The sequence below is a fragment of the Kitasatospora sp. NPDC059795 genome (assembly GCF_042732175.1).
Lineage (GTDB): Bacteria > Actinomycetota > Actinomycetes > Streptomycetales > Streptomycetaceae > Kitasatospora.
Genome location: NZ_JBHWID010000004.1, coordinates 151224 through 177465, shown reverse-complemented (window position 1 = coordinate 177465; position 26242 = coordinate 151224). Strand labels below are relative to the sequence as shown.

Sequence of the window (26242 nt, the reverse complement as noted above, 5' to 3'; positions counted from 1 at the left end):
GAGGCCGCCCGGCCGGAAGAGGAACCTCTCCCGGCCGGGCGGCCGTGCGCGCCCGTCAGGCCACCGCCTCCAGCTCCCGCAGCTCGCGCTGCGGGACGGCGATCACCCGGACGTTGTCCTGCGCGGGCGTCAGGAAGCCGCGCAGGCGGACGGCGAGGGCGACGATCAGCAGGGTGCAGACGGCCATCGAGGCCAGGTACAGCGGCCAGGTGCCGGAGCCGACCAGCAGGACGCCGACGGCGGGGCCGGCCGCGACGGCGGTCTGCTTCACCAGGGCGTAGCCGGAGTTGTAGGTGCCGAGCAGCCGGGTCGGGGCGAGGTCCGCGACGATCGGGCCCATGGTGGGCGCGAGCAGCGACTCGCCGACGCCGAACAGCGCGTAGATCGCGACGATCGCGACCGTCGCGGCCATCGCGTCCTCACGGATCAGGCCGGCCACCGCGGCCATGCCCCAGGCGGCGAGCCAGACCACGCCGGCGGCGGCCATCGCGGTGGTGCGGCGACGGCGCTCGGTGATCCGGACCACGAACATCTGCAGCACCACGATGGTCAGCGCGTTGGCGCCGATCGCCAGGCCCAGGATGGAGGGAGCGATCCCGACGGTGTGGGTGGCGAACGCGGCGACGCCGGACTCGAACTGGCCGTAGCAGGTGAAGAAGATCAGCCCGGCGAGCAGGCACAGCCGCAGCATCGCCTTGTCGGCGACCAGCGCCCGCAGCCCGCCGCCCTTGCCGGAGGAGGCGGCCGCGCCGCTCGGCTCGACCTCCGCCGCCGGCATCTTCGCGGTGCCGGTGACGGCGGCCAGGCCGAGGAAGGTCAGCGCCTCGATGGTGAACAGCCTGGTCAGGCTGGCCGGGTCCGCGGTGTCGACGATCTGGCCGCCGACCAGCGCACCGATGCCCATGCCCAGGTTGACCAGGGTGAACTGGAGCGCGAAGGCGCGGGATCGCTGGGCCTTGCGGGTGCAGCGGACGATCATCGTGGCCAGCGCGGGCTGACAGGTGGTGACACCGGCGCCGAACAGGAACGAGGAGACCAGCAGCGCGGGCGTGCCCGTGGCCTGGCCGAAGGCGAACGCACCGCCGGCGGCCATCGCGGCGCCGGCCAGCAGCACCGGGCGCGGGCCGTACCGGTCGATGCCGCGGCCGGTGAACGGCAGCACGGCGAACGCGGCGAGCGCGAACACGGTGAACACCGCGCCGGCCGCCGCGGAACCGAGGCCGCGCACCTCGTTCACGTACACGAACATGTACGGCAGCGTGAAGCCGCTGCCGAACGCGCTCAGTGCGTTGCCGACCTGGACGCGACGCAGTCGGCCGCCCCACTCCTTCACTGCACACCCCTCAAAGACACCGGAGCCGGGCCTCGACAGCCACGGCTTTACCTCGCAAGATTTCAGACCTAAAGTCTAAGCATGGAAACCTTAACGAGTCAAAGGCTTAACAGGTGCACCATGCGTGGAACAATGACCCCATGAGCGCACGCAGAGCGGAGCCCGCCAGCCCGACCGAACTCGGCATCGCCGAGCAGGTGGCCCTCTACCAGCGGGAGTTCCCCACCGTGGACCCCCAGGTGGAGACCATCGTCTCCACCCTCTCCCGGCTCAACCGCCGGATGAACGTGGCCTACAGCCGCCAGCTGGCCACCCTCGGCATCACCAACGCCGAGTGGGAGGTGCTCAAGGCGCTGGTCTTCGCCGGCAGCCCGTACCGGCTCGGCCCGGGCGAGCTCGCCAAGCGGCTCGGCCTGACCCCGGCCGCGATGACCCACCGGATCGACCGGATGGTCGCCGACGGCCTGGTCACCCGGGACCGCGACGAGGCCAACCGGGTCCGAGTGATCATCGAGCTCACCCCGGTCGGCCGCGACAAGTGGATCGAGCTGATGCGGATGGCCGCGGTCTTCGAGGCCGACGTGCTCCAGGACGTCCCCGCCGAGGCCCGCCCCGAGCTGGCCGCGACGCTCACCCGGATGCTGCGCCGGATCGAGGAGTCCCAGCCGGACGCCCTCGGCCGCACCGACGACCTGACCTGCTGACCGGTCCGTCGGCCACGCATCCCACCTGTCTGCCACGCATCCCACCCGTCGGCAACGAACCCGCTCGCCCGCACCGCGCACAACGGAACGAGGGGCGCAAGGAGAGAGATCTCCCTGCGCCCCTCGTCCGTCGAGAGGTCAGTCAGAAGTCATTCAGCACGGGCCGTTGTCGGTCCAGGTGCCCCACTGGCCGGTCAGGCTCGGGTCCTCACCGGTGGTCCACCACTTGTTGGTGTAGTAGTGGCCCTTCCAGGAGACCTTGGTCGCGGTGGCGTACACGGTGGCCGCGTTCCAGCTCGGGGCGGCCGAGCAGGCGCCGGTGGTCGGCGACTGCGACGGGGAGGCCGAGGTGGAGGGGGACGCCGAGGTCGACGGGGACGCCGAGGCCGACGGGCTGGCCGACTGCGAGGCGGAGGTCGACGGCGACGGGCTGGCCGACTCGGTCGGGGCGGCCGGGCAGTTCGCGGCGGAACCGTTGGTCGCGGTCACCATCTTGTCGAACAGCGCGGTCTGGGTGCCCAGGTCGTACATCGAGAAGGCGAACGAGCCGCCGAGGCCGTTGCAGTGCGCGTAGTCCAGCTTGGCCTGGATCGACTGGGCGTTCTCGCCCGACCAGAAGGTGTTGCCGTCGTAGAAGTACGCGGCCTTCGCGGCGTCGTCCCAGTAGGTGTAGGCCGGGTTGTCGACGAAGCCGTTGAGCTCCTTGTACATCTTGATGCCGTTGACGTTGCCCGAGTAGGAGCCGCCCGGCGCGGGGCCGGTCGCCTTCTGGAACAGGCCGTGGTTGGCGCCGGCGGTGACGCCGGTCCAGCCGCGGTAGTAGAACGGGACGCCGACGTTGATCTTCTTCGCCGGGAAGCCGCCGGGGATGCCGTACTGCGGGTCACCCACGGTGTACGCCTTGATGGCGTTGTCCAGCGAGTACTTCCCGTTGCCGCCCGGGACCGGGTTCATCGGGTCGTTCGGGTTGGTGTAGATCGGGGCCTGGTGGTTGGTCGGGCCCTGGGCCTCCCAACCGCCGTGCATGTCGTACGTCATGATGTCGAGGAAGGTCAGGTACTGACCGATCTTGTCGGTCTCGACGTACTTGATCTTGTCCTGACCGGCGCCGACCGCGGCCGCGAGGCCATAGGTCTTGCCGTCGGTCTTGCCCTGGGCGTCCAGCTGGCTGCGGAACTCGGCGAGCAGCGAGGTGAAGTTCTGCTTGTCGTTCGGCGAGGAGTGGTTGCCGGCGTGGCCGTTGCCGCCCGGGTACTCCCAGTCGATGTCGATGCCGTCGAAGATGCCGGCGCCGGTGCCGGGGCCGCCGTAGCCGCCCTGCGCGGGCAGGTTGCCCTTGATGTACAGGTCCATGCAGGAGGACACGAACTTCTTCCGGGACGCGTCGGTGGCGGCGACGTCGGAGAAGTACTTCGAGTAGGTCCAGCCGCCGATCGACAGCAGCACCTTGAGGTTCGGGTTCTTCGCCTTCAGCTTCTTCAGCTGGTTGAAGTTGCCGACGATCGGCTGGTTCCAAGTGTCGCCCACGCCGTCGACCGAGATGTCGGCGCCGAAGCTCTTCTGGTAGTCGGCGAAGGAGTCGCCCGCGCCGTCACCCGCGTTGGGGTCGTCCTCGTTCTGCGACGCGGCCTTGTTGGCCTCGAAACAGGTGAGGTTGGTGGGGTCGATGTTCCCGAAGTCGTAGATCAGGTAGTCGAGCTTCCCGGCGGCGCCGGTGTCGTTCATGGTCTTCAGGTAGTAGCCGTTGGCGTAGATCGACCACTGGTCGAAATAGGCCACCTTGATGCCACCGCTGGTGGCCGGCGCACCGGTCGAGTTGGTGGGGGCCGCCTGGGCGGTGCCGCCGGTCAGGGCCAGCGTGCCGCCGAGCAGCAGGGAGGCCGCGGTGCCGGCCGCGAGCGCGGCCCAGCCCTTGGGTCGCCGCCGCGTCGGCGACTCGGGGGAAACGGTACGAAGCATGGCTGCGTGACTCCTGGTTGTGGGGGTCCTGACAAACCCGGATACGAACCGTGCGAGGTGGGGCCGCACAGCCAGGGGCATGACAGGGGGAATCGAAGCGTTGGCCTGCAAAAACGCCAGGTACGGGATAAGCCGAACCGGCGCCGGTGGTCTGAACCACCGACGCCGGCCCAGGGGCTCCCTGCACCTGCCAAGTAAAATGGACTAGACCAACTCGACCGTCAAGAGCGGGATCTGACGCTTACGCCCCGCTTAAGGTTCGGTGACCGATCAGTACCGCAGCGCATTCGCCACCACAGGTGTCACGGGAGCGTTCAGCGAACGGTTGCTGTGCGCCGTGGCCTGCGCAGTCGCCCCGGCAGCCACTTCCGGCACCGTCACCACGGTGGCGTCCAGCAGGTTCCCGGAGGCGTCGTCGAAGTTGACTTGAATCGTGTACTTGCCGGGCTGGGAGCCGTGGTTGGTGACCGTCACCGGCACCGAGAGCTTCCCGTCCGACTCGGTGGTCGCCGACCCCAGCGACACGTCGCCCTTCGCGTTCAGCCCGCCCTTGACGCTCGCCAGCGCCGAGGACGCGGCCGCCTGCGCGGACTCGCCGGCCGAGGCAGCCGCCGAACCGATCTTCGCCGTCGCCGACCCCGCGGCCGAGGCCAGCGCCGACTTCCCGCCCTCCAGCGCCGAGGACGCGGCCGGGGTCGGATTGCCGCTCGAGGTGCAGCCCGTCAGCGCCGCCGAACCCAGCAGTACGGCCGCCGCCAAACCGGCGACCGCCCGGATCTGTCGCTCCATCAGTGGTCCTTCCTTTCGTCTCGCGGCGCTCAGGAGAGCCCGGTGCCGTCCTCACCCGTCGCGGCGTCCGCGGCCCGGGCCTCCCGTCGGCGCACCTCCTCCTGCCGGCGCGTCACCACCGCGACGGTGCCCGCCGCGCTCGCCGCGAACGCCAGCACGCTGATCCACGGGCGGCCCAACGCGTGGCCCGAGGCGGCGTCCAACGAGTAGCGGCCCGGGCCGGACACCGCCAGCACCAGGCCGCAGGCGCCCAGCAGCGCCGGGTACTCGTAGCCTCCGCCGTGCGCGAAGAAACCCGCCGGGAAGTGCACCGAGATCGCGCCCGCCATCGTCCCGGCGACCACCGCCCCGGCCGCCGGGGTGGCCAGGCCCGCCGCGAGCAGCGCACCGCCGCCCACCTCGCCCAGCCCGGCCGCCAGCGCACTGCGATCGCCGGGCTCGAAGCCCATCTGCTCCATGGCCTGCGCGGTGCCCTCCAGGCCGCCCCCGCCGAACCAGCCGAACAGCTTCTGCGCGCCGTGCGCGAACAGGACACCGCCGACGACCGTGCGCAGTGCCAACAGACCGAGATCCTTGCGGTGCAGACTGGTCATGGTGTTGTCCCTGGGTGTGGAAGTGAAGACCGTAGGGCCCATCCCAGCGTGTGCACCGCCCTCGTTCGACCCGGCGAACCCATCCGGGCGACCCGACCCACCCCGCAGGGAGACTCCCGATGCCCACCGCACCGCAGCCGCCCGAGTACGTCCTGCACGGCGCCCGGGTCACCGGCGAACCCGGGTTCTGGGCCGAACTCGGCCACGCCGTGCACGCCCCCGACGGCTACTACGGCAAGAACCTCGACGCCCTCGCCGACATGCTGCGCGGCGGCTTCACCCCCGAGCCGCCGTTCGTGCTGATCTGGCGCGACGCGCTGCGCTCCGCCCAGGTGCTCACCCGCCGGGTGATCGGCCCCGACGAGGAGGAACGTTCCTACTTCGACGCCGTCCTCGACGTGCTGCGCCAGGGTGGCGTCACCGTTCGGCTGCGCTGACGACCCATCATGGGCGCATGTCGGCGATCAACCTGAGCACCGTCTTCGTCACCTTCTTCGCCGTGGTCGGCCCGCCCAAGGTCCTGCTGGCCTTCGCCCAGCTCAGCCAGACCCGCACCCCCGCCGAGCTGCGCCGGCTCACCCTGGTGTCCTCGCTGGTCGCGGCACTGGTCGGCCTGGTGCTGGCGTACAGCGCGGACGTCATGGCGGCGCTGTTCCACATCTCCGACCAGTCGCTGCAGATCGCCGGCGGGGTGATCTTCTTCATCTACGCCGTGGCGCTGGTGCTCGGCGTGCACCTCGGCGGCGGCCGCAGCGAGGGCCACCTCGCCAATCCCGTCGCCGACGGCATCCGCGAGCTGCTGCTGCCGTACGTGGCCAGCCCGTTGGCGATCACCGCGCTGCTGGTCGAGTCGCTCACCCGGGACACCTTCGAGTGGCACTCCACGGTCGCCGCCATGTACGTCGCGGTGATCGCCCTGGACTGCCTGTCCGTGCTGCTGCTCGCCCCGCTGCTGCGGGCCAGCCGGCGCACCTCGCTGGAGGTGCTGTCCCGGCTGCTCGGACTGCTCCTGGCCGCCGTCGGCGTGGAGATGTTCCTGTACGGGCTGGAGAGCCTCGGCGTGCACCTCGCCCCGTCCGCGAACGGCCACTGAACGGCCGGACTCAGGACGCCGGGATCGCCCGCCACGGGACCGGGCTGGAGAGGATCATCGAGCTGGTCGGCTGCCCGTAGCCGCCCAGCCGGTCGGTCAGCCGCTCGAAGGCCGGCATGTCAGGGACGCCGACCAGCAGGACGCAGCACGCGCCGCCGGTCACCCGGTGCAGCTGGAACACCTCCGGCCAGTGCGCGACCTCCGGGTCGCGCAGCACGCAGCGCGGGCCGTAGCACTGCACCGTCACCAGGGCCATCACCGCCGCCCCGGCCTTCGCCGGGTCCAGGTGCGCGTGGTAGCCGGTGATCACGCCGTCCGACTCCAGCCGGCGCACCCGCTCGGCCACCGCCGGCGGCGACAGGTTCACCCGGCGGGACAGCTCGTTGTACGACAGCCGCGCGTCGGCCTGGAGTTCGGCCAGCAGCAGCCGGTCCACCGCGTCCATCGTCGACTCCTTTGCGTTCATCAGGCGATCGGGGCGAAGTGCCTTTCGAACGACAGGGCATTGCCGCCGATCGGGCTACGACGCCCATTCAAGAGCAGGCCGCCGCGCCGCACAATGGTGGCGCCCCGCCACACCCCGGAGCGGGCGGAACCAGGAGGTACCGGCCATGACCGGGAAAACCCACCAGCCGCACCTGCGGTTCGGCAGCGATCAGGCGCCCGACGCGAGCACCCCGTACGCCCAGTACGTGCACCTGGCCGAGCTGCACTCGCTCCAGCAGCCGGTCTCCGCCGAGCCCGCCGAGTACACGTTCATCGTCGCCACCCAGGTGATGGAGCTGCTGTTCGACCTGCTGCACCGCGAGTGGACCGCCGCCCGCGCCGCGCTCCGCGAGGACGACCTGACCGCCGCGGGCGACGCGCTGCGCCGCGGGCAGCACACCCAGGACGTGCTGGTCTCCTCCTGGGACCTGCTGGCCGCCATGACGCCCGGCGAGTTCAACGCGTTCCGACCGGTGCTCGGCGAGGCGTCCGGCTTCCAGTCCTCGACGTTCCTGCTGCTGGAGTTCCTGCTCGGCCACAAGAGCGAACGCATGCTGACCATGTACCAGGACTCCCCCGCCGAGTACGACGAGCTGTTCGCCGAGCTGCGCACGCCCAGCCTGTACGACGAGGCGCTGGCCGTCCTCGCCCGGCGCGGCCTGGAGATACCCGCGGCTCCCGCCGGCTCCCGCCGCGAGCACGACGACGCCGTCGAGGCCGCCTGGCGGGCCGTGTACAGCGACCCGGAGCTGGCCGACCTGGCCCGCCTCGGCGAGGCGCTGCTCGACACCGCCGAGCGGGTCACCCGCTGGCGGCAGCGCCACTACTCGGCCGTCAAGCGCACCATGGGCGGCAAGCCCGGCACCGGCGGCTCCTCCGGCCTGAGCTGGCTCAAGCACTCCGCCGACCAGGACGTCTTCCCCGAACTGTGGTCAGTCAGGAACGAACTGTGACAACGACTCGCACCGTGCCCCCCACCCGCGACGAGTGCGCCGCGCGGGACGCCGCCGACCCGCTGCACCCGCTGCGCGAGCAGTTCGCGCTGCCCGAGGGCGTGCTGTACCTGGACGGGAACTCGCTCGGCGCGCTGCCCCGGCGCACGCCCGGCCACCTGGCGAAGGTGGTGGCCGAGGAGTGGGGCACCGGCCTGATCCGGTCCTGGAACGACGCCGGCTGGTTCCACCAGCCCGGCCGGCTCGGCGACCGGCTCGGCGCGCACCTGCTGGGCGCGGCCGCCGGACAGGTGGTGGTCTGCGACTCCACCTCCGTCAACCTGTTCAAGGTGCTCGGCGCGGCGCTGCGGCTGCGGCCCGGGCGGCACGTGCTGGTCGCGGAGCGGGACGCGTTCCCCACCGACCTGTACATCGCGGACGGGCTGGCCGGCCTGCACCCGGGCGCCCGCCCGGTGCTGGTGGACTCGGCGGCGCGGCTGGACGACGTACTCGACGCGGACACCGCGGTGGTGCTGCTGTCGCACGTGGACTACCGCACCGGCGAGCTGCTCGACATGGCCGCCGTCACCGAACGCATCCACCGCGCCGGGGCACTCGCCGTCTGGGACCTGTGCCACACCGCCGGCGCGCTGCCGATCGAACTGGACGCGGCGGGCGTGGACTTCGCGGTCGGCTGCGGCTACAAGTACCTGAACGGCGGGCCGGGCGCGCCCGCGTTCCTGTACGCCGCCGAGCGCCACCACCCGGACGCCCGGCAGCCGTTGACCGGCTGGTTCGGCCACGCCCGGCAGTTCGACTTCGAACCGGGCTACCGGCCCGCCGAGGGCGTCACCCGCTTCCTCACCGGGACGCCGCCGGTGCTCGGGCTGGCCGCGCTGGAGTCCTCGCTCGACGTGTGGGAGCTGGCCGATCCGGCCGCGGTCCGCGCCAAGAGCCTCGAACTCTCCGATCTCTTCCTGGAGTTGACGGCCGATCTGGACGTGGCGTCGGCGACGCCCGAACAGCACGCGCGGCGCGGCAGCCAGGTGGCGCTGCGGCACCCGGAGGGCTACCGGATCGTCCAGGCGCTGATCGCCCGCGGCGTGATCGGCGACTTCCGCGCGCCGGACCTGATGCGCTTCGGCTTCACCCCGCTGTACCTGTCCCGGGCGGAGGTGCACGACGCGGCGACGGCGCTGCGCGAGGTGCTGGCCTCCGGAGAGTGGCGCGAGGACCGGTTCGGCCGCCGCGGCGACGTCACCTGACACACCGAACGGCCGGTCCTCCCAAGGGAGTTCCGGCCGTTCGACTCAGCGGCTGCGCGCCGTCAGTGGTGGCGTGCCGTCAGTGGCGTGCCGTCAGTGGCGGCGGCGGCTGCGGCGCGCCAGCACCACGCCGACCGCACCGAGGCCCAGCAGCACCGCGGCGGCGCCGGCCACCGGGGCGACCAGGCCGCTGCCGGTCTCGGCCAGCGGGCCGGTGGGCTTGTGGCGGCTCGGCTCGGGCGCGGGGCGCTCGCCGTGCGTGGGCTCCTCCGTCGGCTCGGGGGTCTCGGTCTCGGACGGCGACGGGCCGGGGCTCTCCGACTGGCTCGGCGAGGGCGACGGCGACGGGCTCTCGCTCGGCGACGGGGACGGCGAGGGCGACGGCGACGGGCTCTGCCCGCAGGTCGGCAGGTCGCCGTTGAACGGGTAGGCGTGGATCTCCGTCCCGGCGGTGCCGGTCTGCACCAGGTTGCCGGCCACGTAGACGCGGCCGTTGGCGCCGGGGGTGGACACCGTGAGGGTGCCGGCCGAGTTGCCCGCCATGATCGAGCCCTGGAACTGGGCGCCGCCGGAGATCGTCGCCGAGGTCGACGCCGGGAAGTTCCACATCAACAGCGGCTGCATGTCGGTGAGTTGGTCGCCGGGGAAGCCGCTGCCGGTGTTGGTTCGGATCAGCACCGGGTCCGGTCCGACCATGTTGACGATCACCGTGGCGCCGGCCGGGATCCCGGCGAACACGATGTCGGCGGCGGCACTGTCGCTGCCGATGTTCCGGTCGACGTTGAAGATCTGACGCATGCTGTGGCCGTCGCCGGTGAAGGTGTACAGGTTGCCTTCGACGCTCAGCGTGCCGGTGGCGGTCTGCTCGGCCATGCAGGTCGAGTCGCCCTTGATGACGGTGCCGAGGCCGAGGTACGGCTCGATCGCCTCCGGGTCATGGCGGGCCGCGCCGGGGCCGGAGAACTCCAGGGTGCCGCTCTGGGTGGTGCCGTAGGCCAGGTTGCCCCAGCGGGCCGGGTCGCCGCCGCCGATCTGCACCCGGTTGTTGGTGACGACGTCGACGGCGCCGCCGACCGTGACATGGTCGGTGCCGGGCGGCGGCGCGACCTGGGAGCCGACGCCGACCACACCCATGTTGAAGAGGCCGCCGCCGTCCTTGTTCACGGTGAGGTCCTTGACCGTGACGACCTTCCCCTCGACCTCGGCGGCCCGGCCCTCCACCGTGTAACTTCCGCCGACGAAGACGTTGATCGTGTTGTCGGTGCCGGCGGCAGGGCCGTTGTGCGGCGGGATCGGGAACGGGTTCGGACAGTCCCCGACGCACGGCCCCAATGGCGGGGCGAGCTGGTCGGCCTGACCGATCGAAGCGACGGTGACCAGAGGGGCGGCGACGAGCGCCGCCACTGCCGCGTACCGGACCATCCGGCTCCTGGGACGAGCGCCGTGTCGCACGGGTACCCCTTTCGTTGACGGTGGGTCGACGGACAGCCGACCCCCGCCAGAAAAGGGGCACACAAGAGCGATAATCAGCCTCCCCTCGACCGACTCGCAGAAGAATCACTCGAACGGACTAAGTTGCCGGTGCACAGGTGACGGCGCCCGCCCACCCAAGGAGACCCGTGTCGAACCACCCGCTCGCCCTGCTCGCCACCACCGCCGAGGTCCTCGCCCGGCCCGACGCCGACGAGCGGCTGCTCACCGACGTCGAACGCGAACGCGCCGACCGCTTCCGCCGCCCCGCCGACCGCGACGACTACGTCGCCGCCCACCTGCTGGTCCGGTACTGTGCCGCCGCACATCTCGGCATCGACCCCGCCGACGTCGCCTTCGGCCAGCAGTGCCCCGGCTGCGGGCGCACCGGGCACGGCCGGCCGCTGCTCACCGACCGCCCGGGCGTCCACCTGAGCCTCTCCCACACCGGCGGGAACATCGCCGCCGCGGCCGGCCCCGTCCCGATCGGCGTGGACGTCGAGCACCTCGGCCCGCGCAACAACGACCCGGCGACGCTCGGCCACGTGCTCAGCCCCGCCGAGGCCGAACTCGTCCGCCGACACCCCGACCCCACCCGGGCGTTCCTGCGCCAGTGGGTGCGCAAGGAGGCGCTGATCAAGCTCGGCCGGGCCACCCTCGACCGGCTGCCCGAGATCGACCTCTCCGCGCTCCCCCTCGACCCGCCCGCCCAGCACCGGCACGAGGACCTGCACTACCTCGAACTCACCACCGAGCACGTGCTGTTCACCGCGGCGGCCACCCTCCCGACGACCCTGGGCGAGCTGTGAGGACGTAACGACCGCATCCGGCCGGGCGTCAGCGCCACCGCCGTCGCTCTCGCCCCCACTGGTCCAACGCCCGGACCGCGCCCGGGAGTTCGTCCCGTCGCTCACACCGTCCGCAGCACGTCCAGGAGTTCGGCGTGCACACCGGGCGCGGCGGCGACGAAGGACGGCGCGGCCGGCGTCCACGGTCGGCCCTCGGCGTCGGTGACGGCGGCCCCGGCCTCGGCGGCGAGGAGCGCGCCCGGGAGCAGGTTGGCGGGGTCGGGGCCGTACTGCCAGAAGAGGGCGAGGTGGCCGGAGGCGACCTGGGCGATCTGGAGGGAGGTCGGGCCGAGGTTGCGGACCGCGAGGACGTGCGGCAGGACGGCGGTCAGCGAGGCGCCGGCCGCGTGCAGGGCGCGCGGGTCGCGGGCGATCAGCGGGGGTTGGGAGGTGGCCGCGACGGCGGCGGCCAGCGTGCGGGGGCGGGGTGCGCAGCGGCGGCCGTTCAGTCGGGTGCCGCCGCCGGCGGTCGCCGTGTGGGTGGTGCCGGCGAGCGGCGCGTGCACCACGGCCAGCACGGGCTGCCCGTCGCGCAGCAGCGTCGCGGTGAGCGCCCACTGCGGCAACGCGCTCAGGTACTGCACGGCGCCGTCGGTGGCGTCGCACAGCCACCACTCGCCGTCGCGCGGCACGTCCTGCGCCCATTCGTCGTCCAGCCAACCGGCCCCGGGGCGCAGTGCGGTGAGCCGTTCGCGCAGCAGCTCGCCGGCGGGCCGGTCGATCGCCTCGAACGCGGCGTGGGCCTGCTCGGGGGTGGCGGCGTCGACGGGTTCGGCCGGCTGCCGGGCCGCCAGCCGTGCGCCGACCTCGCGCAGGGCGGCCTCGGTGCCGGTCAGGATGTCGTCCACGGGATTCTCCTTCGCTGCGGTGGGCTCCAGGAGTACCGTCGGGCCGACGCTTCAGGACGTCTCGGGCACAGGTTTCGACGGGAATCGGACAGCATGGACACGGACACGGCGGATCCCGCCACGCTGCTGGACCCGCTCGACCGGCAGCTGGTGCACGCGCTGCAGGTGGACGGGCGGGCCGAGAGCGGCCGCATCGCGCAGGTGCTGGGGGTGTCGGCGCGCACCGTGACCAGGCGGCTGGGCCGGCTGCTGGGCTCCGGCACCGTCCGGGTGGTGCGGATGCCGGACACCCGGGCGGCGGCCCTCGACGCGCTGCTGCTGCGGGTGCGGGTGCTGCGCGGCCGGGTGGACGCGATCGCGCTGGCGCTGGCCGCCCGGGAGGACGTCCCGTTCGTGGACGTGATGCTGGGCGGGCAGGAGGTGTCGGCGGTGGTGCTCGGCGGCGCGGCCGCCCGGGACCGGCTGCTGTACGGACAACTCCCGGCCACCGACGCGGTGGTGGAGTCGACCGCGCACGCGGTGCTGCACCTGTTCGCGGACGCCTCGGCGTGGCGCTGCGGCGCGCTGACGGCCGAGCAGGAGGCGCTGCTGGCCCCGCCGCCGCCCGCCGGTGCGCCGCCGGAGCCGGACGGGCTCGACCACCGGCTGCTCGACCTGCTGGCGGTGGACGCCCGCCGCTCGCACGCGGCGCTGGCCGCCGCCTCGGGCGCGCCGGAGTCGACCGTCCGGCGGCGGCTGCACCGGCTCGCGGAGGGCGGCCTGCTGCGCACCCACGTGAGCGTGGACCCGCGGCTGCTGGGCGCCGCCGTGGACGCCAACCTGTGGCTGGAGCTGCCGCCGGGGCGGCTGGCGGCGGCCGGTGAGGCGCTGGCCCGGCACCCGCAGGTGCACGGGGTGCTGGCCACCGGCGGGCCGACCAACCTGATGGCCGCGGTGTTCTGCCCGGACCACGCCGCGCTGTACCGCTTCCACACCGAGGTGCTGGGCCCGCTGGGGGTGCGGCGCGCCGAGACGGCGATCGTGGCGCGGGCCGTCAAACGGGCCGGGGTGCGGCTTCGGCAGTTTCCCGGCTGAATGTCGGCGAACCGGCTCCGCTGTCGGTGCGGCGGAGCAGACTGGAGGCATGTGCCGAAGCATCAAGACTCTCCGTCCCCCGATGACGACCGACGCCACTCCCGAGGACGTGCACGCGGCGGCGCTCCAGTACGTCCGGAAGATCTCCGGGTTCCGTGCTCCCGCCGCGCACAACCGGGAGGCGTTCGACGCGGCGGTCGCGGCCGTCGCGGCCGCCACCGCCGAGCTGCTGGCCGGCCTGGAGGTGCGGGGCGTCACGCCCCGTTCGTCGACCCCGGTCGGATGACCATCAGCACCAGCACGACCACCCACAGCAGGTTGAACAGGCCCGCGGTCATCGGCAGCATCTTCAGCATGCCGGTGGCCCGGGCGGTCTCCGCCTCCTGGTTCTCGGTCGCGTCGATCGCGTCCACGGTGGCCTGCTGATTGGGCAGGACGAACAGCATCAGCACGGCCGCGGCGATGCCCGTCAGCACCATCGAGGCGATCAGCCAGGCGTTGCCCAGCACGTGCATCGCCTGCGCGGTGCCGATGCCCAGCACGGGCACGGCGATCCCGATCAGCGCGTAGATGTTGCAGATCCGGTGCAGCAGCCGCACCGAGGCCTGCGCGGTCGCCTGCTCCGGCCCGGCCGCCAGCGCGGCCTTCGCCTTCCGCGGGAACATGCTCACCGCCACCGCGACCGGACCGACGGCCAGCACGGCGACCACCAGATGCAGACTCAGCAGGAACTTCGCCATCGCCGCCGCAACCCTTCGAAAACCACCGGAAAAGAAATCGTCCGCCACGCTAGCAGCGCTTATCCGGCGCCCCGGCCCCGCGTGCGCGGCCGGGCCCGGCGGACGCCCAACCCCCGCACGGGCCGGCCGAGTTGAGGCCCGGCCCCGCAGGGTGGCGGTGCCGGGTCAGGGCAGGTCGGGGATGCGGGCGAGGATCGCCGTCGTGTCGAGGCCGGTGGGCATCGTGCCGTAGGCCAGGCCGGATCGGCCGCCGAGGCGGGTCGTGGTGAAGGCCTCGGCGACGGCCGGGTCGCCGTGGCGCAGCAGCAGGGACGCCTGGAGCGTGAGGGCGAGGCGCTCGACCAGCCGGCGGGTGCGGTACTCGAGGTGCTCGGGGTCGGCGAGGTCCTTGCGGAGGTCGGCGACGGCGGTGTCGAAGTGCCGGTCGAGTCCGCTCGCGGCGTCGAGCTCGGCGAACACGGCCGCGACGCTCTCGGGCTGCCGGGCCATCGCGCGCAGCGCGTCGAGGGCGGCGACGTTGCCGGAGCCCTCCCAGATGGAGACCAGCGGCGCCTCGCGGTAGAGCCGCGGCATGCCGGACTCCTCGACGTAGCCGTTGCCGCCCAGGCACTCCAGCGCCTCGGCCGCGTGGCCCGGGCCGCGCTTGCACACCCAGTACTTGGCGACGGCCAGGCCCAGGCGGCGGAAGCGGGCCTCCTGCTCGTCACCGGCCAGCGCCTTGTCGGTGGACTCGGCGAGCCGCATGGCGATCGCGGTGGCGGCCTCCGACTCGACTACCAGGTCGGCCAGCACGTTGCGCATCAGCGGCTGCTCGACCAGCGTCCTGCCGAACGCCTGCCGGTGGCCGGCGTGGTGCAGGGCCCGCAGCGCGCCGTAGCGCATCGCGGAGGCACCGCCGATGGTGCAGTCCAGGCGGGTCATGTTGACCATCTCGATGATGGTCCGCACCCCGCGGCCCTCCTCGCCGACCAGCCAGCCCACCGCGTCCTCGTACTCGATCTCGGACGAGGCGTTCGACTTGTTGCCGAGCTTGTCCTTGAGCCGCTGCAACCGCAGCGCGTTGCGGCTGCCGTCGGGCAGGACGCGCGGCAGCACGAAGCAGGACAGGCCGCCGGGGGCCTGGGCGAGCGTCAGGAACAGGTCCGACATCGGCGCGGAGGTGAACCACTTGTGGCCGGTCAGCCGGTACGTGCCGTCGCCGGCGGGCACCGCACGGGTGGTGTTGGTGCGGACGTCGGAGCCGCCCTGCTTCTCGGTCATCGACATGCCGGCGATCAGCCCGCGCTTGCCGTGCGGTTCGCGCAGTCCGAAGTCGTACTCCCGGGCGGCGAGCAACGGCTCGTAGGCGGCGGCGAGTTCGGGGCTGGTGCGGAGGGCCGGCACGGAGGCGTACGTCATCGAGATCGGACAGGTGTGCCCGGCCTCGACCTGCCCCCACACGTAGAACTTGGCCGCACGGGCGGTGTGCGCGCCCGGACGGTCGTCCCGCCACGGTGCGGCGTGCAGGCCGTGCTCGACCGCGGTGCGCATCAACTCGTGCCAGTACGGGTGGAATTCGACCTCGTCGATGCGGTGCCCGTAGCGGTCGTGGGTGCGCAGCACCGGCGGGTTGTCGTTGGCGAGCCGGGCCCAGTCCGCGGCCTGCTCGGTGCCGGCCAGCCGCCCGAGCGCGTGCAGTTCCTCGGCGGCCCAGCCCGCGCCGGCCCGCTCCAGGGCGGCCAGCAGCGTGGGGTCCTCGGCGACGTCGTGGCCGAACGGGTCGGGCACCTGGTTGGTGACCTCGTGCGTGCTTGCCATCAGTGCCCTCCCAGGGCGCGCAGGGTGAAGGTGACGAGCTCGGGCAGGACGGCCTCCGACGGCCGGCCGTCCGTGAGCGGGCCGACCAGCGCCTCACCGACCGCTCCGACGATCCCGGCGGCGGTCGACTCGGCTCGCTGCGCGGGGAGTCGACCGGAGGCGACGGCCTCGTCGATCCGGGCCGCGATCAGGTCGCGGAACGCCCGCCGGAACACCAGCCGCTCCGCCTCGACCACCCGGTCCGCGGGCTCGGCGAGCAGCGCGTACGCCAGCCGGGGCGACTTCAGCGCCCGCGCGGCGAAGGTCTCCACCACGGCCGCCACCCCGTCCACCGGATCGGCGGCCCGCCCGGCAGCCTCGGTGACGGCGTCGATCTCCCGCCCGCAGACCGTCCGGAACAGCGTCACCGCGAGATCGGCCTTGCTGTCGAAGTGCTGGTACATGCTCCCGGTGGCGATCCCCGCCCGGTCGGCGACCGCCGCCATCGAACACCCGCCGTACCCCCGCTCCGCGAGCAGAGCGACGGCGGCCCGCAGGACGGCCTCCCGCTGACCGTCGAGGCGGGCCTGGACGGCGGCAGTGCGTCGATAGGCCATACCAAGAATTGAAGCACCGATTCACTGCTTCAGAAAGAGGCCGCGCCCGGGGACCCTGGAGCCCTGCTCCTGCCGTCTACCGGCCCACCGCCCGCAGCGCGAACGGCAGCAGTCGGTCGGCGACGGACTCCGCCGTCGCCGCATCCACCTGGTCCGGGCGCGGCATGAGCAGGAAGCGGCTCATCAGCGGGCCCACCACCACCGCTCCGACCAGATCCGGGTCCGGAACGGAGGCGATCTCACCGCGCTCGGCCGCGCGCCGGACCACCTCCACGACCCGGCGGTGCACCGGCTCCAGGAAGGCCGTGGTGAGCGCGTCCGCCAGGGCGGCGTTCTGCGCCGCCTCGCCGACCAGCGCCTGCATCAGCCGGCCCGCCTCGCCGGTGAGCGCGGCGGCCTTGTCGCGCAGCAGGACGCGCAGGTCGCCCTCCAGGGAGCCGGTGTCCGGGTGGGCGTGGATGTCCTCGACGTGGGTGGCGGCCGCGGCGATCACCAGCTCGTCCTTGGAGGACCACCGCCGGTAGAGGGTGGCGGTGGAGACGCCCGCGCGGGCCGCCACCGCGGCGGTGGTCAGCGCGCCGTAGCCGCCCTCGGCGAGGACGGCCAGGGTGGCGTCCAGGATGGCCCGGTCGCGTGCGGCGTCGCGGGGGCGGCCCCGGCGCGGCGCGTTCCCGGGCGCGGGCTGCGGGGGTGCGGTGCGGGTCATGGCACCCAGACTACGGGGAACCGCCAAAACGAAACGAAATCACTTCGTTTCGTTTATCCTCGACGCCATGAACGCTTCCTCCGGCGTTTCCACGCCCACCGCCGCGCCCACCGCCCCGACCACCTCCCCCGACCCCGCCGCGACCGACCCCGCCGCGACCGACCCCGCCGCGACCGTCGCCCGCCTGAACGCCGCCTTCGCCACCGGCCGGACACGGCCGCTCGCCTGGCGCAAGGCCCAACTCCGCGCCCTGCGGAGCCTGCTGGTGGAACAGGAGGAGGTCTTCGCGGCCGCCCTGAAGGCCGATCTCGGCAAGAGCCCGACCGAGGCGTACCTCACCGAGATCGGGTTCACCGTCAACGAGATCGATCACACCCTGCGCCACCTCGCCCGCTGGCTGCGCCCGCGCCGCGTCCCGGTGCCGCTGGCCCTCGCGCCGGCCCGGGCCCGCACGGTGCGCGAGCCGCTGGGGACGGTGCTGGTGATCAGCCCGTGGAACTACCCGCTGCAGCTGGCGCTGGCGCCGCTCGTCGGTGCGCTCGCCGCCGGCAACTGCGCGGTGGTCAAGCCCAGCGAACTCGCCCCGGCGACCTCCGCCGCGCTCGCCCACTGGCTGCCGCGCGTCCTGGACCCGCAGGCCGTGGCCGTGGTCGAGGGCGGCGTGCCGGAGACCACCGCCCTGCTGGAGCAGCGCTTCGACCACGTCTTCTACACCGGCAACGGCACCGTCGGCCGGATCGTGATGACCGCCGCCGCCCGCCATCTCACGCCCGTCACACTGGAGTTGGGCGGCAAGAGCCCGGCGGTGGTCGAGCCCGGCGCGGACCTCGCCGCGGCGGCCCGCCGGATCGCCTGGGGCAAGTTCATGAACGTGGGCCAGACCTGCGTCGCCCCCGACTACGTCCTCGCGATCGGCGACGCCGGGCCCGCACTGGAGGCCGAACTCGCCACCGCCGTACGGGAGATGTACGGAGACGACCCGGCCGCGAGCGAGGACTACGGGCGGATCGTCAACGAGCGCCACTTCGACCGGCTGACGGCCCTGCTGGCCGACGGCCGGACGGTCACCGGCGGCGGGCACGACCGTGCCACCCGCTACCTCGCCCCGACGGTGCTGGCCGACGTCGACCCCGAGTCGCCCGTGATGCGCGAGGAGATCTTCGGCCCGGTGCTGCCGATCGTCCGCGTCCCCGACCTGGACGCCGCGATCGCGTTCATCACCGCCCGGGACAAGCCGCTGGCGCTGTACGCCTTCACCGCCTCCGCGCAGACCCGGCGCCGGCTGACCGCCGAGACCTCCTCGGGCGCACTGGCCTTCGGCATCCCGAACGCCCATCTCTCCGTCCCCGGGCTGCCGTTCGGCGGGGTCGGCGAGAGCGGCCAGGGCGGCTACCACGGCCGACTCTCGGTGGAGACGTTCAGCCACACCAAGGCGGTGCTGTCCAAGCCGCTGGCGCTGGACACCCTGCGGCTCGCCTATCCGCCGTTCACGGCCGCCCGCACCCGGCTGCTGCGGCGCTTCATGTAGCGCGACCGGTGCCCGGAACGCGCGCAGCCACCCGCGGAGGGGTCGCGGGTGGCTGCGCGCGAGGGGCTCGGCTACGGGCGGGGCAGCACGCAGCCGGCCCGGGTCAGGTCGAGCACGTTGCCCGGGGCGAAGCAGTTCGGGATGGTGTAGGTCTCCTGGGCGTAGCCGATGTTGGGGCGGATGGTCACCACGCCGTTCTGGTCGACCTCGCACGGGTTGTTCAACGTACAGGTCTGGCCGTCCTCGTTCATGGTGTTGTTCACGGCGACGACCTGGCCGCTGTTGACGTCGACCACCGGGGAGCCGGAGGTGCCGCCGATGATGTTGCAGCCGGAGGTGTAGCGGACCGAGTCCTTGAAGGTCCAGCTGCTCTCCTTGAGCCGGTAGGCGAAGCCGTCCACGTTGCAGGAGTAGATGGTCTTCCAGTAGCCGGACGGCACCTTGATCGCGCTGCCGGCCACCGGGTGGGTGGTGGCCATGGTCAGCGGGGAGATCCCGTAGGTGTTCTTGATGCTCGCGTAGGTGCTGGTCAGCCGGTAGATGGTGACGTCGGTGTCAGTCATCGTCGAGTAGACGACCCGGTTGGCGCGCACCGTGCCGAGGCTGCTGCCGCCGGCGCTGAGCAGCGTGAAGCTGCGGGTGGACGCCTTGTCGGTGATCACCTGGCCGGCGGCCGGCATGCCGGATTCCAGGCAGTGGCCGTTGGTGAGGATCAGTCCGGGGTCGGTGTCCACGGAGCCTGGCATCCGGATCAGCGAGCCGGAGCAGTTGCTGAGCGCGACCGTGCCGGCGAAGTTCACGGTGACGGCGGACGCGGGGGTGGCGGTGACCAGGGCGGTACCGGCGAGCAGGACGGTACCGAGCGCGCCGATGAGCGGCTTCTTCATGAGGGTGCCTCTCAGGGATGTGGGGTCCCACTGGGGTCCCCCTAAATTGGCGCGCCCATGACATGTTGTCAAGAGTCACCGCACCGCCAATCCGCCCTCAATTCCCTTGCCGGCGAAGGCTTCCCGGCGCGATCGGACGCAACCGGGTCCGCACCGCCTCGCCACCCTCTTCCGCTCCGGGCCGGCGCACCCCTGTCCGTTTTTCACCACACACTGTCGGGCGCGCACCTCGCCGACCGGTGACGGCCCGCCGTACGGTCGGAACCGCAGACGGAAAACGGCAACGAGGAGACACCCCCATGAGCACCATCACCCTGTACGGCGCCACCGGCACCATCGGCTCCCGCGTCCTGGCCGAGGCCCTGCGCCGCGGCCACACCGTCACCGCCGTGGTCCGCGACCCGGCCAAGCTGACGGTCGTCCACCCGGCGCTGACGGTGGCGGTCGGGAACGTGCTGGACCCGGCGTCCGTGGCCGAGCACGCCAAGGGCGCGGACGTGGTGGTCAGCGCGGTCGGCGGCGGCGACGGGCCGGGCCACCAGGCGCTGATCGCGCCGTCCTTCGAGTCGCTGGTGGCGGGCCTGCGCACGCTGGGCGCGGACGCGCCGCGGCTGATCACGGTGGGCGGCGCGGGCTCGCTGCGCACCCCCGACGGCAAGCAGGTCTGGGACGCCGAGGGCCTGCCGGAGTTCCTGCTGCAGATCATGCACGCGCACGGCGACGCGCTGGACTTCCTGCGCACCGTCACCGACCTGCGATGGACCAACCTCTCCCCGGCGGGCACCATCGCCCCGGGCGAGCGCACCGGCGCCTACCGCGAGAGCCTGGAAGACCTGCTGATCGGCGCCGACGGCCAGAGCCGGATCTCCACCGAGGACTACGCCGTGGCCCTGCTGGACGAGATCGAGCAGCCCAAGCACCTCGGCGAGCGCTTCACCGTCGCCTACTGACGGCCACGGAGAGCGCCGTCAGGGGCGCGGGGAACTGCGCGAAGCGGAAGGTACCCAACCGCAAGATCGCGGCGCAGGACAATGACCTGCACGTGATCGCGACCTTGCGGACGGGCCTTGCGCTTGTCGCGCAGCTCCCCGCGCCCCTGGTGGTGTTCCCCTGCTCAGTCGGGGATGACCAGCGCCGGAGTCTCCCGCGTCAGCACCTCGCCGCGGAAGAACGCGGGGCTGCGGCGGGTCATCACGGCCATCACGACCAGGCCGAGCGCCAGCAGGCCCGCGCCGACCACGAACACGCTGCCGATGCCGAACACCGAGCTGCCGCTGCCGTAGGACGGGTCGATCATGTCGACCATCGACTTGCCGAAGATCGCGGCCAGGGTGAGGCCGCCGATCAGCGGGAAGATCACCTTGAGCACGGCGTCGCGGACCGAGTTTCGGAAGTCGCCGCGGAAGTACCAGGCGCAGGCGAAGGCCGTCAGCGAGTAGTAGAAGCAGATCATCAGCGTCAGCGCCGCGATGGTGTCGGCCAGCACGTGCGAGCTGACCATGGTCATCACGGTGTAGAACACGCCGGTACCGACACCGGCCGTGATGATCGCCCGGCCCGGGGTCTTGTAGCGCTCGTTGACCTCGGTGAAGGAGCTCGGCAGCGCCTCGTACACGCTCATCGCCAGCACGGTGCGGCTGACCGGGATGAAGGTGGTCTGCAGGCTCGCGGACGCGGAGGCCAGCACGGCGACGAACAGCAGCACGCCGAGGACCGGGCCCATCACCGGGCCGGCCAGCACGGCCAGCACGTTGGACGAGGTCGCGGGGTTGCCGAGGCCGGTGCCGGTGGTGCCGACGCCCGCGTACATCTGCACCGCGACGGCGGTGAACAGGTAGGAGCCGACCAGCACCACCATGGCGAGCATCGCGGCCCGGCCGGGGGTCTTGTCGCTGCCGCCGGTCTCCTCGTTGGCGCTCAGACAGGCGTCCCAGCCCCAGTACATGAACAGCGACAGCGACAGGCCGGCCACGAACGCAGTGAAGGAGCTGGCCGCGAACGGGTTGAGCCAGCTCCAGGAGAAGTGCAGCGATCCGGTGTCGCCGTGGCCGAGCGCCTTGGTGATCGCCATGACGCCGAACAGGCCGAGGACCGCGAGTTGAAGACCCACCAGCGCGTATTGGACGCCCTTGGTGGCGGTCATGCCGCGGTAGCTGATCATGGTCGCGATCGCGATCAGCGCCAGGCAGGTGACCACGTGCACCAGCTTGTTGTCGTTGAGCGCGGCGATCGAATCGCTGCGGGTGACCTCGCCGAGCAGCAGGTACAGGTACTCGGTGGCGACGCCCGCGAGGTTGGACAGCACGATGATCGTCGCGATCACCAGGCCCCAGCCGCACATCCAGCCGATCTTCGGGCCGAACGCCTTCACCGTCCAGGTGAAGGAGGTGCCGCTGTCGGGGATCGCCTTGTTCAGCTCCCGATAGGCGAAGGCCACCAGCATCATCGGCAGGAAGCCCGCCAGGAAGAGGGCGGGCATCTGCAGGCCGACGGCGGCCACGGTGGTGCCGAGCGTCGTCGTGAGGCAGTACACCGGGGCGACCGTGGACACGCCGATCACGGCGTTGCCCAGCAGGCCCACCGAGTTGCTGTTGAGGCCCTTTGAGCGGACGCCGCCAGGGGCGTCCGAGCCGGTGGCGACGTCGGCGCCGGCTCCCGGGCGATTGTCGAGCTGAACCATGCGGGAACCGTAACTCCCACTGTTTCCGCAGCTCACCATGGCCGAAGCCTAGCGTTCACCTGCGTTTCATGCGCTGGTAGGCTTGGTTTCCGTTGATTACATGATCCTTTGTGGCCAATCGCCTTTATTTCAGCTCTGTTAACGACCTCTCACCCGGTGACGAAAACCGCACATCACCCCGTTGTGCCCCTTTCGGACATCGGTATGAGAAACGCCACATACCCCCGCAATCAGGGAACCGCCCGGCCGGACGACACGTCAACGACCGTTCGGACACCTCTGGTTTCCCCCACCCGCGCGCCCCTATCGTTCCCCCGTCGATCCAGGGAGGGGACCGGTATGACCGGCACGCTGACGTCCGACACCGAAATCCGCACCGTCCGCGCCGGCCGCCCGGGGCCCGGGCCGGTCCGCTGCTCCGTCGGCGACCTGCTGCTCGCCGACCTCCCGGTCTCCGTCGCCCTCTTCCACCACCGGCCGCTCGACGCCGACGCCCTCGCCGACGGCCTCGCCCGCGCCCTCGACCGGCTGCCCGAGTTCGCCGGCCGCCTGCGCACCGCCGACGACGGCGAGCTGTTCATCGACACCGACGACTCCGGCGTCCCCTTCACCGTCGCCGACGCCCCCTACACCCTCACCGAGGCCTTCGACCGGATGGCACTGCCGGCCGGCGGACTCGTCGACCACGTCCGCGCCGCCGACGCCCGCCGCGAACGCCTGCCGCTGCTCACCGTCCGGCTCAACCGCCTCGCCGACGGCACCGGCGTCCTCGGCCTCTCCTGGCACCACGCCGTCGGCGACATGCACAGCTTCGCCCTGCTGCTGCGCACCTGGTCCGCCTGCACCGAAGGCACCGAACCGCCCGCCCTCTCCCCCACCGCCGACCGCGAACGGCAACTCGACGCGCACCTGCCCGCCGAGGACTGCGGCATCCCCTCCCTCCGGCTCCCCGACCCCGCCGAGAGCGCCGAACTCCGCCGCACCGTCGCCGCCGCCGGCCTCGCCAACCGCACCGTGCAGATCTGGTTCGGCCCCGCCGAGGTCCAGCGCCTGCGCGCCGCCCTCGCCGCCGAGGCCGGCCGCCCGCTCTCCGCCAACGACGCGCTCTGCGCCCACGTGATGCACGTCCTGCGGCAGCTCGACGGCGCCGACGACCGGGAACAGACCCTCACCATGCCGGTCAACCTGCGCCGCCCCCTCGGCCTGCCCGACGGCGCACTCGGCAACCTCCTCGGCGAGATCCGCCTGCCCTGGCGGCCCGGCACCACCCCCGGCCGCTACGCCGCCGAGCTGCGCGCCGCCGTCGACACGTTCGCCACCCGGCACCTCGCCACCCGCAGCAACCTGCGCTTCCTCGACCGCATCGGCCACGACCGGATCACCGACTGCGTCCCCGCCGGCTTCGACCCCGCCCGCCGCACCCTCACCCTCTCCAGCTGGTGCCGCCTCGGCCTGACCGACCTCCCCCTCGCCGGCGTCCGCCCGGTCGCCTTCAGCCCCGCCGCCACCCTCCAGCTGCCCTGGAGCTCCTGGCTGGTCGAAGGCCCCGGCGGCGAAGGCCTCCTCTACACCCTCGTCCTCCCCACCCGCCTCGCCGCGAAGCTGCGCGGCGCGTCCGCACTGCTGCACCCCCACCGCCGCCCCTCCGACCCCCTTCCGCCGGTCGGCCCGCGCAAGCTGCTCTGAGCTTCGCGTCAGATCCGGCTTCTCGCCCGGGTCACGGCGTCCGTGTACAGCTCGACGGTCAGGTCCGCGTCCGCCACATCGAGCCGGCGCAGCACGCGGCGGACGGCCGCCCCCTTGTACGTGAGCACCGTCCGCGCCCCGGCCTCCCCCGTCACCGTCCGCACCCGCAGCTCGGCCCCGCCCGCCGACAACTCCCCACCGGGACGGTCGAAGTACACGTCCCGGTACACCTCCACCCGCCCCGGAGCCCCCGCCCACGCGGCCAACCGCGTCACCAGTCGCTCCGGCTCCCGCACCCGGGCCTTCAGCTCCGCCTCGATCGTCATCGCCCCAACACCCGCTCCACCGCCCGCAACCCGGCGTCCCACGGGAACGGGCGGCTGCCGTCGCCGGTCCCCTCCTCGCCGAGCAGGATGTGCGCGCCCGCCTCGCGCAGGGTGGCCACGCTACGGGCGAACTGCGGGTGCGCGGCGAGGGCCTCGTTGACGCAGGGCATCACCAGCACCGGGATGCCCTTGCCGAGCGCCTCGGCCGCGTAGCCGACCACCCAGGACGTGGTGAGGCCGAGCGCCAGGCTGTTGAAGGAGTTGAACGTCACCGGCGCGAACAGCACCGCGTCCGGCGGCGGCAGCACATCGGGCCGGCCCGGCCACCGGTACGCCGACTTCACCGGGTACCCGGTCAGCTCCTCCAGCTGCGGCACCTGCGCCTCCAGCCACCCCCGTGCCGCCGGCGTCAGCCCGACCGCCGCCTCCCACCCCCGCGCCCGGGCCTCCCGCACCGCGTCCGGCAGCCCGAACACCGCCCCCGCCGCCGACCCGAACAGGTACACCACCGGCCGCCCGGCCCCACCGTTCTCCATCCCGCCATGCAAGCGGTCCGCCGGGCACCACCGCAATCCCGGCTCCTCGCCTACGGGTGCGAAGCGTGGTCGGACTTCGGTACCGTTCGGGCAGGAGTGCCGGGAAGCCTGGTCGGCGAACAAGGGACAGTCATGTCCGCTGGCCGGTCCGGGGGTGGTGTGCGTGGCACTCGAAGCGAAGTCCGCCGGCACACCGCCGGCCCGACCGCGGCTGCGGACCCGCCGCTCCTCGCACCGACGCCGGCCCCTCCTGCGAGGGCTTCCGCGCGCTTCGGACAGATTCCGAGAATGTCGAAAACGTCCGGTGTTCCGGGCGCCCCTCGCCGTCCGACCCCCGGAAGGGGACGGGGCGGCCTGCCCCGCCGACGGCGACCCGGCGTTCCGCCCGCACACCGGACCGGGGGGAGAACCGTCATGACCCACCGTCCCACGCCTTCGACCCGCACCCGCGTCGGCGGCGCGCTGCTCGCCGCGACAGCGCTGATCCCGGCGGCGGCCGCCTGGTTCCTGTTCGGCGTCATGCTTCCGGACGACGCCCAGGAGCTCCGCTCCTACCGGGCCGCCGCGGCCTGCCCGACCGGGGAGCCGCTCGCGGCGGTCGAGGAGTGCGTGCGCACCGTGTCGTTCACCGTCACCGACGCGACCGTCCACGGCGGCAGGAACCCCAAGTACCGGGCGACGCTGACCGGCACACCGTTCTGGAACGGCGAAGTGCTGTTCGGCAACCCCGGGCCGGTGGTGGAGAACCTGACGTCCGGCGACCAGGTGCACGGCACCGTGTGGCGCGGCCGGGTGATGCGCCTGGAGCGGGACGGCGTCTCCCAGGCCGCCTCCGACGAGCCCCGCGACGAACCGCAGTTCACCGCCGCGCTGGGCACCTACGCCACGCTGGCAGCCGTCCTGCTCGCCACCCTGGGCGTGCTTCGCTTCACCGGCCGTCCCTGCCGCGCCGCCATCTACCGGGCGCTCTTCCTCACCACCCTGCTCGCCTGCGGCGCGCCCGCGGTCCTCGCCTACTGGGCCGGCCTGCCGTGGTGGACCGTGCCCGTCGCGGCCGTACCGGCGGCGCTCCTCCTGGCAGAGGCAGTGCGGCGCTGGAACCCCGGGAAGATCCCCGCAGCCCCTCAGGGCTGGTAGCCGCCCGCCCGACATCCCGCCTCAACGGCTCGTGCAACCAGTGCGGGCGCGACACCTCGTGCTCACCGTCGGCAGGTCGGCATCCGCAGTCGCCACGGTGTCAGCCACCGGGCCGCCGCGCCCGCCGGGCCGGAGGTGATCACCTCCGCACCGCCCGCCAACGAGAAAGGCCCGGCCCGGAGCATGCGCTCCGAGCTGGGCCTTTACCGGGTTTACGCTGCTTGCGAGG

At 72.7% G+C, this 26242-nt stretch carries 27 protein-coding genes; 12 read left to right on the top strand and 15 right to left on the bottom strand.

Annotation, left to right across the window (positions count from 1 at the left end):
- Nucleotides 1-55: 55 nt before the first annotated feature.
- Nucleotides 56-1333 (bottom strand): MFS transporter, encoded by a 1278-nt coding sequence (locus ACFV4P_RS10380; RefSeq protein WP_380469404.1) that lies wholly within the window; start codon nucleotides 1331-1333, stop codon nucleotides 56-58.
- A gap of 140 nt (nucleotides 1334-1473) precedes the next feature.
- Here ACFV4P_RS10380 and ACFV4P_RS10375 point away from each other — a divergent pair, with 140 nt between their 5' ends.
- Complete coding sequence (locus tag ACFV4P_RS10375) at nucleotides 1474-2037, top strand: MarR family winged helix-turn-helix transcriptional regulator (protein ID WP_380469402.1); 564 nt, start codon at nucleotides 1474-1476, stop codon at nucleotides 2035-2037.
- A gap of 153 nt (nucleotides 2038-2190) precedes the next feature.
- Here the strand turns inward: ACFV4P_RS10375 and ACFV4P_RS10370 are convergent, their stop codons facing one another.
- From ACFV4P_RS10370 to ACFV4P_RS10360, 3 genes are all read right to left on the bottom strand, one after another.
- Nucleotides 2191-3996 (bottom strand): glycosyl hydrolase family 18 protein, encoded by a 1806-nt coding sequence (locus ACFV4P_RS10370; protein ID WP_380469400.1) that lies wholly within the window; start codon nucleotides 3994-3996, stop codon nucleotides 2191-2193.
- Nucleotides 3997-4266: 270 nt separating this feature from the next.
- A complete protein-coding gene (locus ACFV4P_RS10365) occupies nucleotides 4267-4785 on the bottom strand; it encodes an FxLYD domain-containing protein (protein WP_073812120.1) in 519 nt (172 codons plus the stop codon).
- A 29-nt stretch (nucleotides 4786-4814) separates the two neighbouring features.
- The gene (locus ACFV4P_RS10360; RefSeq protein WP_380469398.1) at nucleotides 4815-5378 is read right to left on the bottom strand and encodes a DoxX family protein; all 564 of its coding nucleotides are present in this window, start codon (nucleotides 5376-5378) and stop codon (nucleotides 4815-4817) included.
- A 119-nt stretch (nucleotides 5379-5497) separates the two neighbouring features.
- On the opposite strand from ACFV4P_RS10360, the gene ACFV4P_RS10355 reads away from it, so the two are divergent.
- Entirely contained in the window at nucleotides 5498-5815 is a 318-nt protein-coding gene (locus tag ACFV4P_RS10355; protein WP_380469396.1) for a barstar family protein, read from the top strand.
- Nucleotides 5816-5832: 17 nt separating this feature from the next.
- Nucleotides 5833-6471: a MarC family protein gene (locus ACFV4P_RS10350; RefSeq protein WP_073812125.1), complete on the top strand. Its 639-nt coding sequence runs from the start codon at nucleotides 5833-5835 to the stop codon at nucleotides 6469-6471.
- 10 nt (nucleotides 6472-6481) lie between these two features.
- Here ACFV4P_RS10350 and ACFV4P_RS10345 read toward each other — a convergent pair whose 3' ends face one another.
- Entirely contained in the window at nucleotides 6482-6937 is a 456-nt protein-coding gene (locus ACFV4P_RS10345) for an Lrp/AsnC family transcriptional regulator (RefSeq protein WP_380469393.1), read from the bottom strand.
- A gap of 145 nt (nucleotides 6938-7082) precedes the next feature.
- On the opposite strand from ACFV4P_RS10345, the gene ACFV4P_RS10340 reads away from it, so the two are divergent.
- Entirely contained in the window at nucleotides 7083-7910 is an 828-nt protein-coding gene (locus tag ACFV4P_RS10340) for a tryptophan 2,3-dioxygenase (protein WP_380469391.1), read from the top strand.
- Nucleotides 7907-9154: a kynureninase gene (gene kynU, locus ACFV4P_RS10335; protein ID WP_380469389.1), complete on the top strand. Its 1248-nt coding sequence runs from the start codon at nucleotides 7907-7909 to the stop codon at nucleotides 9152-9154. The genes ACFV4P_RS10340 and kynU overlap by 4 nt, the downstream gene beginning before the upstream one ends.
- Nucleotides 9155-9247: 93 nt before the next feature.
- On the opposite strand, the gene ACFV4P_RS10330 is transcribed toward kynU, so the two are convergent.
- On the bottom strand, nucleotides 9248-10576 hold the full coding sequence (locus ACFV4P_RS10330) for a choice-of-anchor A family protein (RefSeq protein WP_380469387.1): 1329 nt from the start codon (nucleotides 10574-10576) through the stop codon (nucleotides 9248-9250).
- A 197-nt stretch (nucleotides 10577-10773) separates the two neighbouring features.
- Between ACFV4P_RS10330 and ACFV4P_RS10325 the strand changes: the two genes are divergently transcribed.
- Complete coding sequence (locus ACFV4P_RS10325; protein WP_380469385.1) at nucleotides 10774-11433, top strand: 4'-phosphopantetheinyl transferase family protein; 660 nt, start codon at nucleotides 10774-10776, stop codon at nucleotides 11431-11433.
- A gap of 101 nt (nucleotides 11434-11534) precedes the next feature.
- Here the strand turns inward: ACFV4P_RS10325 and ACFV4P_RS10320 are convergent, their stop codons facing one another.
- The gene (locus tag ACFV4P_RS10320; protein ID WP_380469382.1) at nucleotides 11535-12320 is read right to left on the bottom strand and encodes an inositol monophosphatase family protein; all 786 of its coding nucleotides are present in this window, start codon (nucleotides 12318-12320) and stop codon (nucleotides 11535-11537) included.
- A 93-nt stretch (nucleotides 12321-12413) separates the two neighbouring features.
- Between ACFV4P_RS10320 and ACFV4P_RS10315 the strand changes: the two genes are divergently transcribed.
- Nucleotides 12414-13394 (top strand): Lrp/AsnC family transcriptional regulator, encoded by a 981-nt coding sequence (locus tag ACFV4P_RS10315; RefSeq protein ID WP_380469379.1) that lies wholly within the window; start codon nucleotides 12414-12416, stop codon nucleotides 13392-13394.
- Nucleotides 13395-13443: 49 nt separating this feature from the next.
- Nucleotides 13444-13680, top strand: a complete 237-nt coding sequence (locus ACFV4P_RS10310; protein ID WP_380469377.1) for a DUF2277 family protein — start codon at nucleotides 13444-13446, stop codon at nucleotides 13678-13680.
- Here the strand turns inward: ACFV4P_RS10310 and ACFV4P_RS10305 are convergent.
- From ACFV4P_RS10305 to ACFV4P_RS10290, 4 genes are all read right to left on the bottom strand, one after another.
- The gene (locus ACFV4P_RS10305) at nucleotides 13649-14134 is read right to left on the bottom strand and encodes a hypothetical protein (RefSeq protein WP_073812140.1); all 486 of its coding nucleotides are present in this window, start codon (nucleotides 14132-14134) and stop codon (nucleotides 13649-13651) included. The genes ACFV4P_RS10310 and ACFV4P_RS10305 overlap by 32 nt on opposite strands.
- Before the next feature lie 165 nt (nucleotides 14135-14299).
- Nucleotides 14300-15931: an isovaleryl-CoA dehydrogenase gene (locus ACFV4P_RS10300; RefSeq protein WP_380469373.1), complete on the bottom strand. Its 1632-nt coding sequence runs from the start codon at nucleotides 15929-15931 to the stop codon at nucleotides 14300-14302.
- On the bottom strand, nucleotides 15931-16527 hold the full coding sequence (locus ACFV4P_RS10295; RefSeq protein ID WP_380469371.1) for a TetR/AcrR family transcriptional regulator: 597 nt from the start codon (nucleotides 16525-16527) through the stop codon (nucleotides 15931-15933). Before ACFV4P_RS10295 ends, ACFV4P_RS10300 begins: the two co-directional genes overlap by 1 nt.
- A 76-nt stretch (nucleotides 16528-16603) precedes the next feature.
- Nucleotides 16604-17233, bottom strand: a complete 630-nt coding sequence (locus ACFV4P_RS10290; protein ID WP_380469368.1) for a TetR/AcrR family transcriptional regulator — start codon at nucleotides 17231-17233, stop codon at nucleotides 16604-16606.
- A 67-nt stretch (nucleotides 17234-17300) separates the two neighbouring features.
- On the opposite strand from ACFV4P_RS10290, the gene ACFV4P_RS10285 reads away from it, so the two are divergent.
- Complete coding sequence (locus ACFV4P_RS10285; protein ID WP_380469366.1) at nucleotides 17301-18761, top strand: aldehyde dehydrogenase family protein; 1461 nt, start codon at nucleotides 17301-17303, stop codon at nucleotides 18759-18761.
- Between the two features lie 71 nt (nucleotides 18762-18832).
- Here the strand turns inward: ACFV4P_RS10285 and ACFV4P_RS10280 are convergent, their stop codons facing one another.
- On the bottom strand, nucleotides 18833-19648 hold the full coding sequence (locus tag ACFV4P_RS10280) for a serine protease (RefSeq protein WP_073812148.1): 816 nt from the start codon (nucleotides 19646-19648) through the stop codon (nucleotides 18833-18835).
- Nucleotides 19649-19947: 299 nt separating this feature from the next.
- Here ACFV4P_RS10280 and ACFV4P_RS10275 point away from each other — a divergent pair, with 299 nt between their 5' ends.
- Complete coding sequence (locus tag ACFV4P_RS10275; protein WP_380469363.1) at nucleotides 19948-20598, top strand: NAD(P)-dependent oxidoreductase; 651 nt, start codon at nucleotides 19948-19950, stop codon at nucleotides 20596-20598.
- 164 nt (nucleotides 20599-20762) lie between these two features.
- Here the strand turns inward: ACFV4P_RS10275 and ACFV4P_RS10270 are convergent, their stop codons facing one another.
- Nucleotides 20763-22328, bottom strand: a complete 1566-nt coding sequence (locus ACFV4P_RS10270; RefSeq protein WP_380469361.1) for an APC family permease — start codon at nucleotides 22326-22328, stop codon at nucleotides 20763-20765.
- Nucleotides 22329-22667: 339 nt separating this feature from the next.
- Between ACFV4P_RS10270 and ACFV4P_RS10265 the strand changes: the two genes are divergently transcribed.
- Nucleotides 22668-24014: an acyltransferase gene (locus ACFV4P_RS10265; protein WP_380469359.1), complete on the top strand. Its 1347-nt coding sequence runs from the start codon at nucleotides 22668-22670 to the stop codon at nucleotides 24012-24014.
- Between the two features lie 8 nt (nucleotides 24015-24022).
- On the opposite strand, the gene ACFV4P_RS10260 is transcribed toward ACFV4P_RS10265, so the two are convergent.
- Together ACFV4P_RS10260 and ACFV4P_RS10255 are read right to left on the bottom strand one after the other, a co-directional pair.
- A complete protein-coding gene (locus ACFV4P_RS10260; RefSeq protein WP_380469356.1) occupies nucleotides 24023-24340 on the bottom strand; it encodes a CYTH domain-containing protein in 318 nt (105 codons plus the stop codon).
- Entirely contained in the window at nucleotides 24337-24876 is a 540-nt protein-coding gene (locus tag ACFV4P_RS10255) for a flavoprotein (protein ID WP_380469354.1), read from the bottom strand. The genes ACFV4P_RS10260 and ACFV4P_RS10255 overlap by 4 nt, the downstream gene beginning before the upstream one ends.
- Nucleotides 24877-25290: 414 nt before the next feature.
- Here ACFV4P_RS10255 and ACFV4P_RS10250 point away from each other — a divergent pair, with 414 nt between their 5' ends.
- Nucleotides 25291-26013, top strand: a complete 723-nt coding sequence (locus tag ACFV4P_RS10250; RefSeq protein ID WP_380469351.1) for a hypothetical protein — start codon at nucleotides 25291-25293, stop codon at nucleotides 26011-26013.
- The last annotated feature ends 229 nt before the right edge of the window (nucleotides 26014-26242 follow it).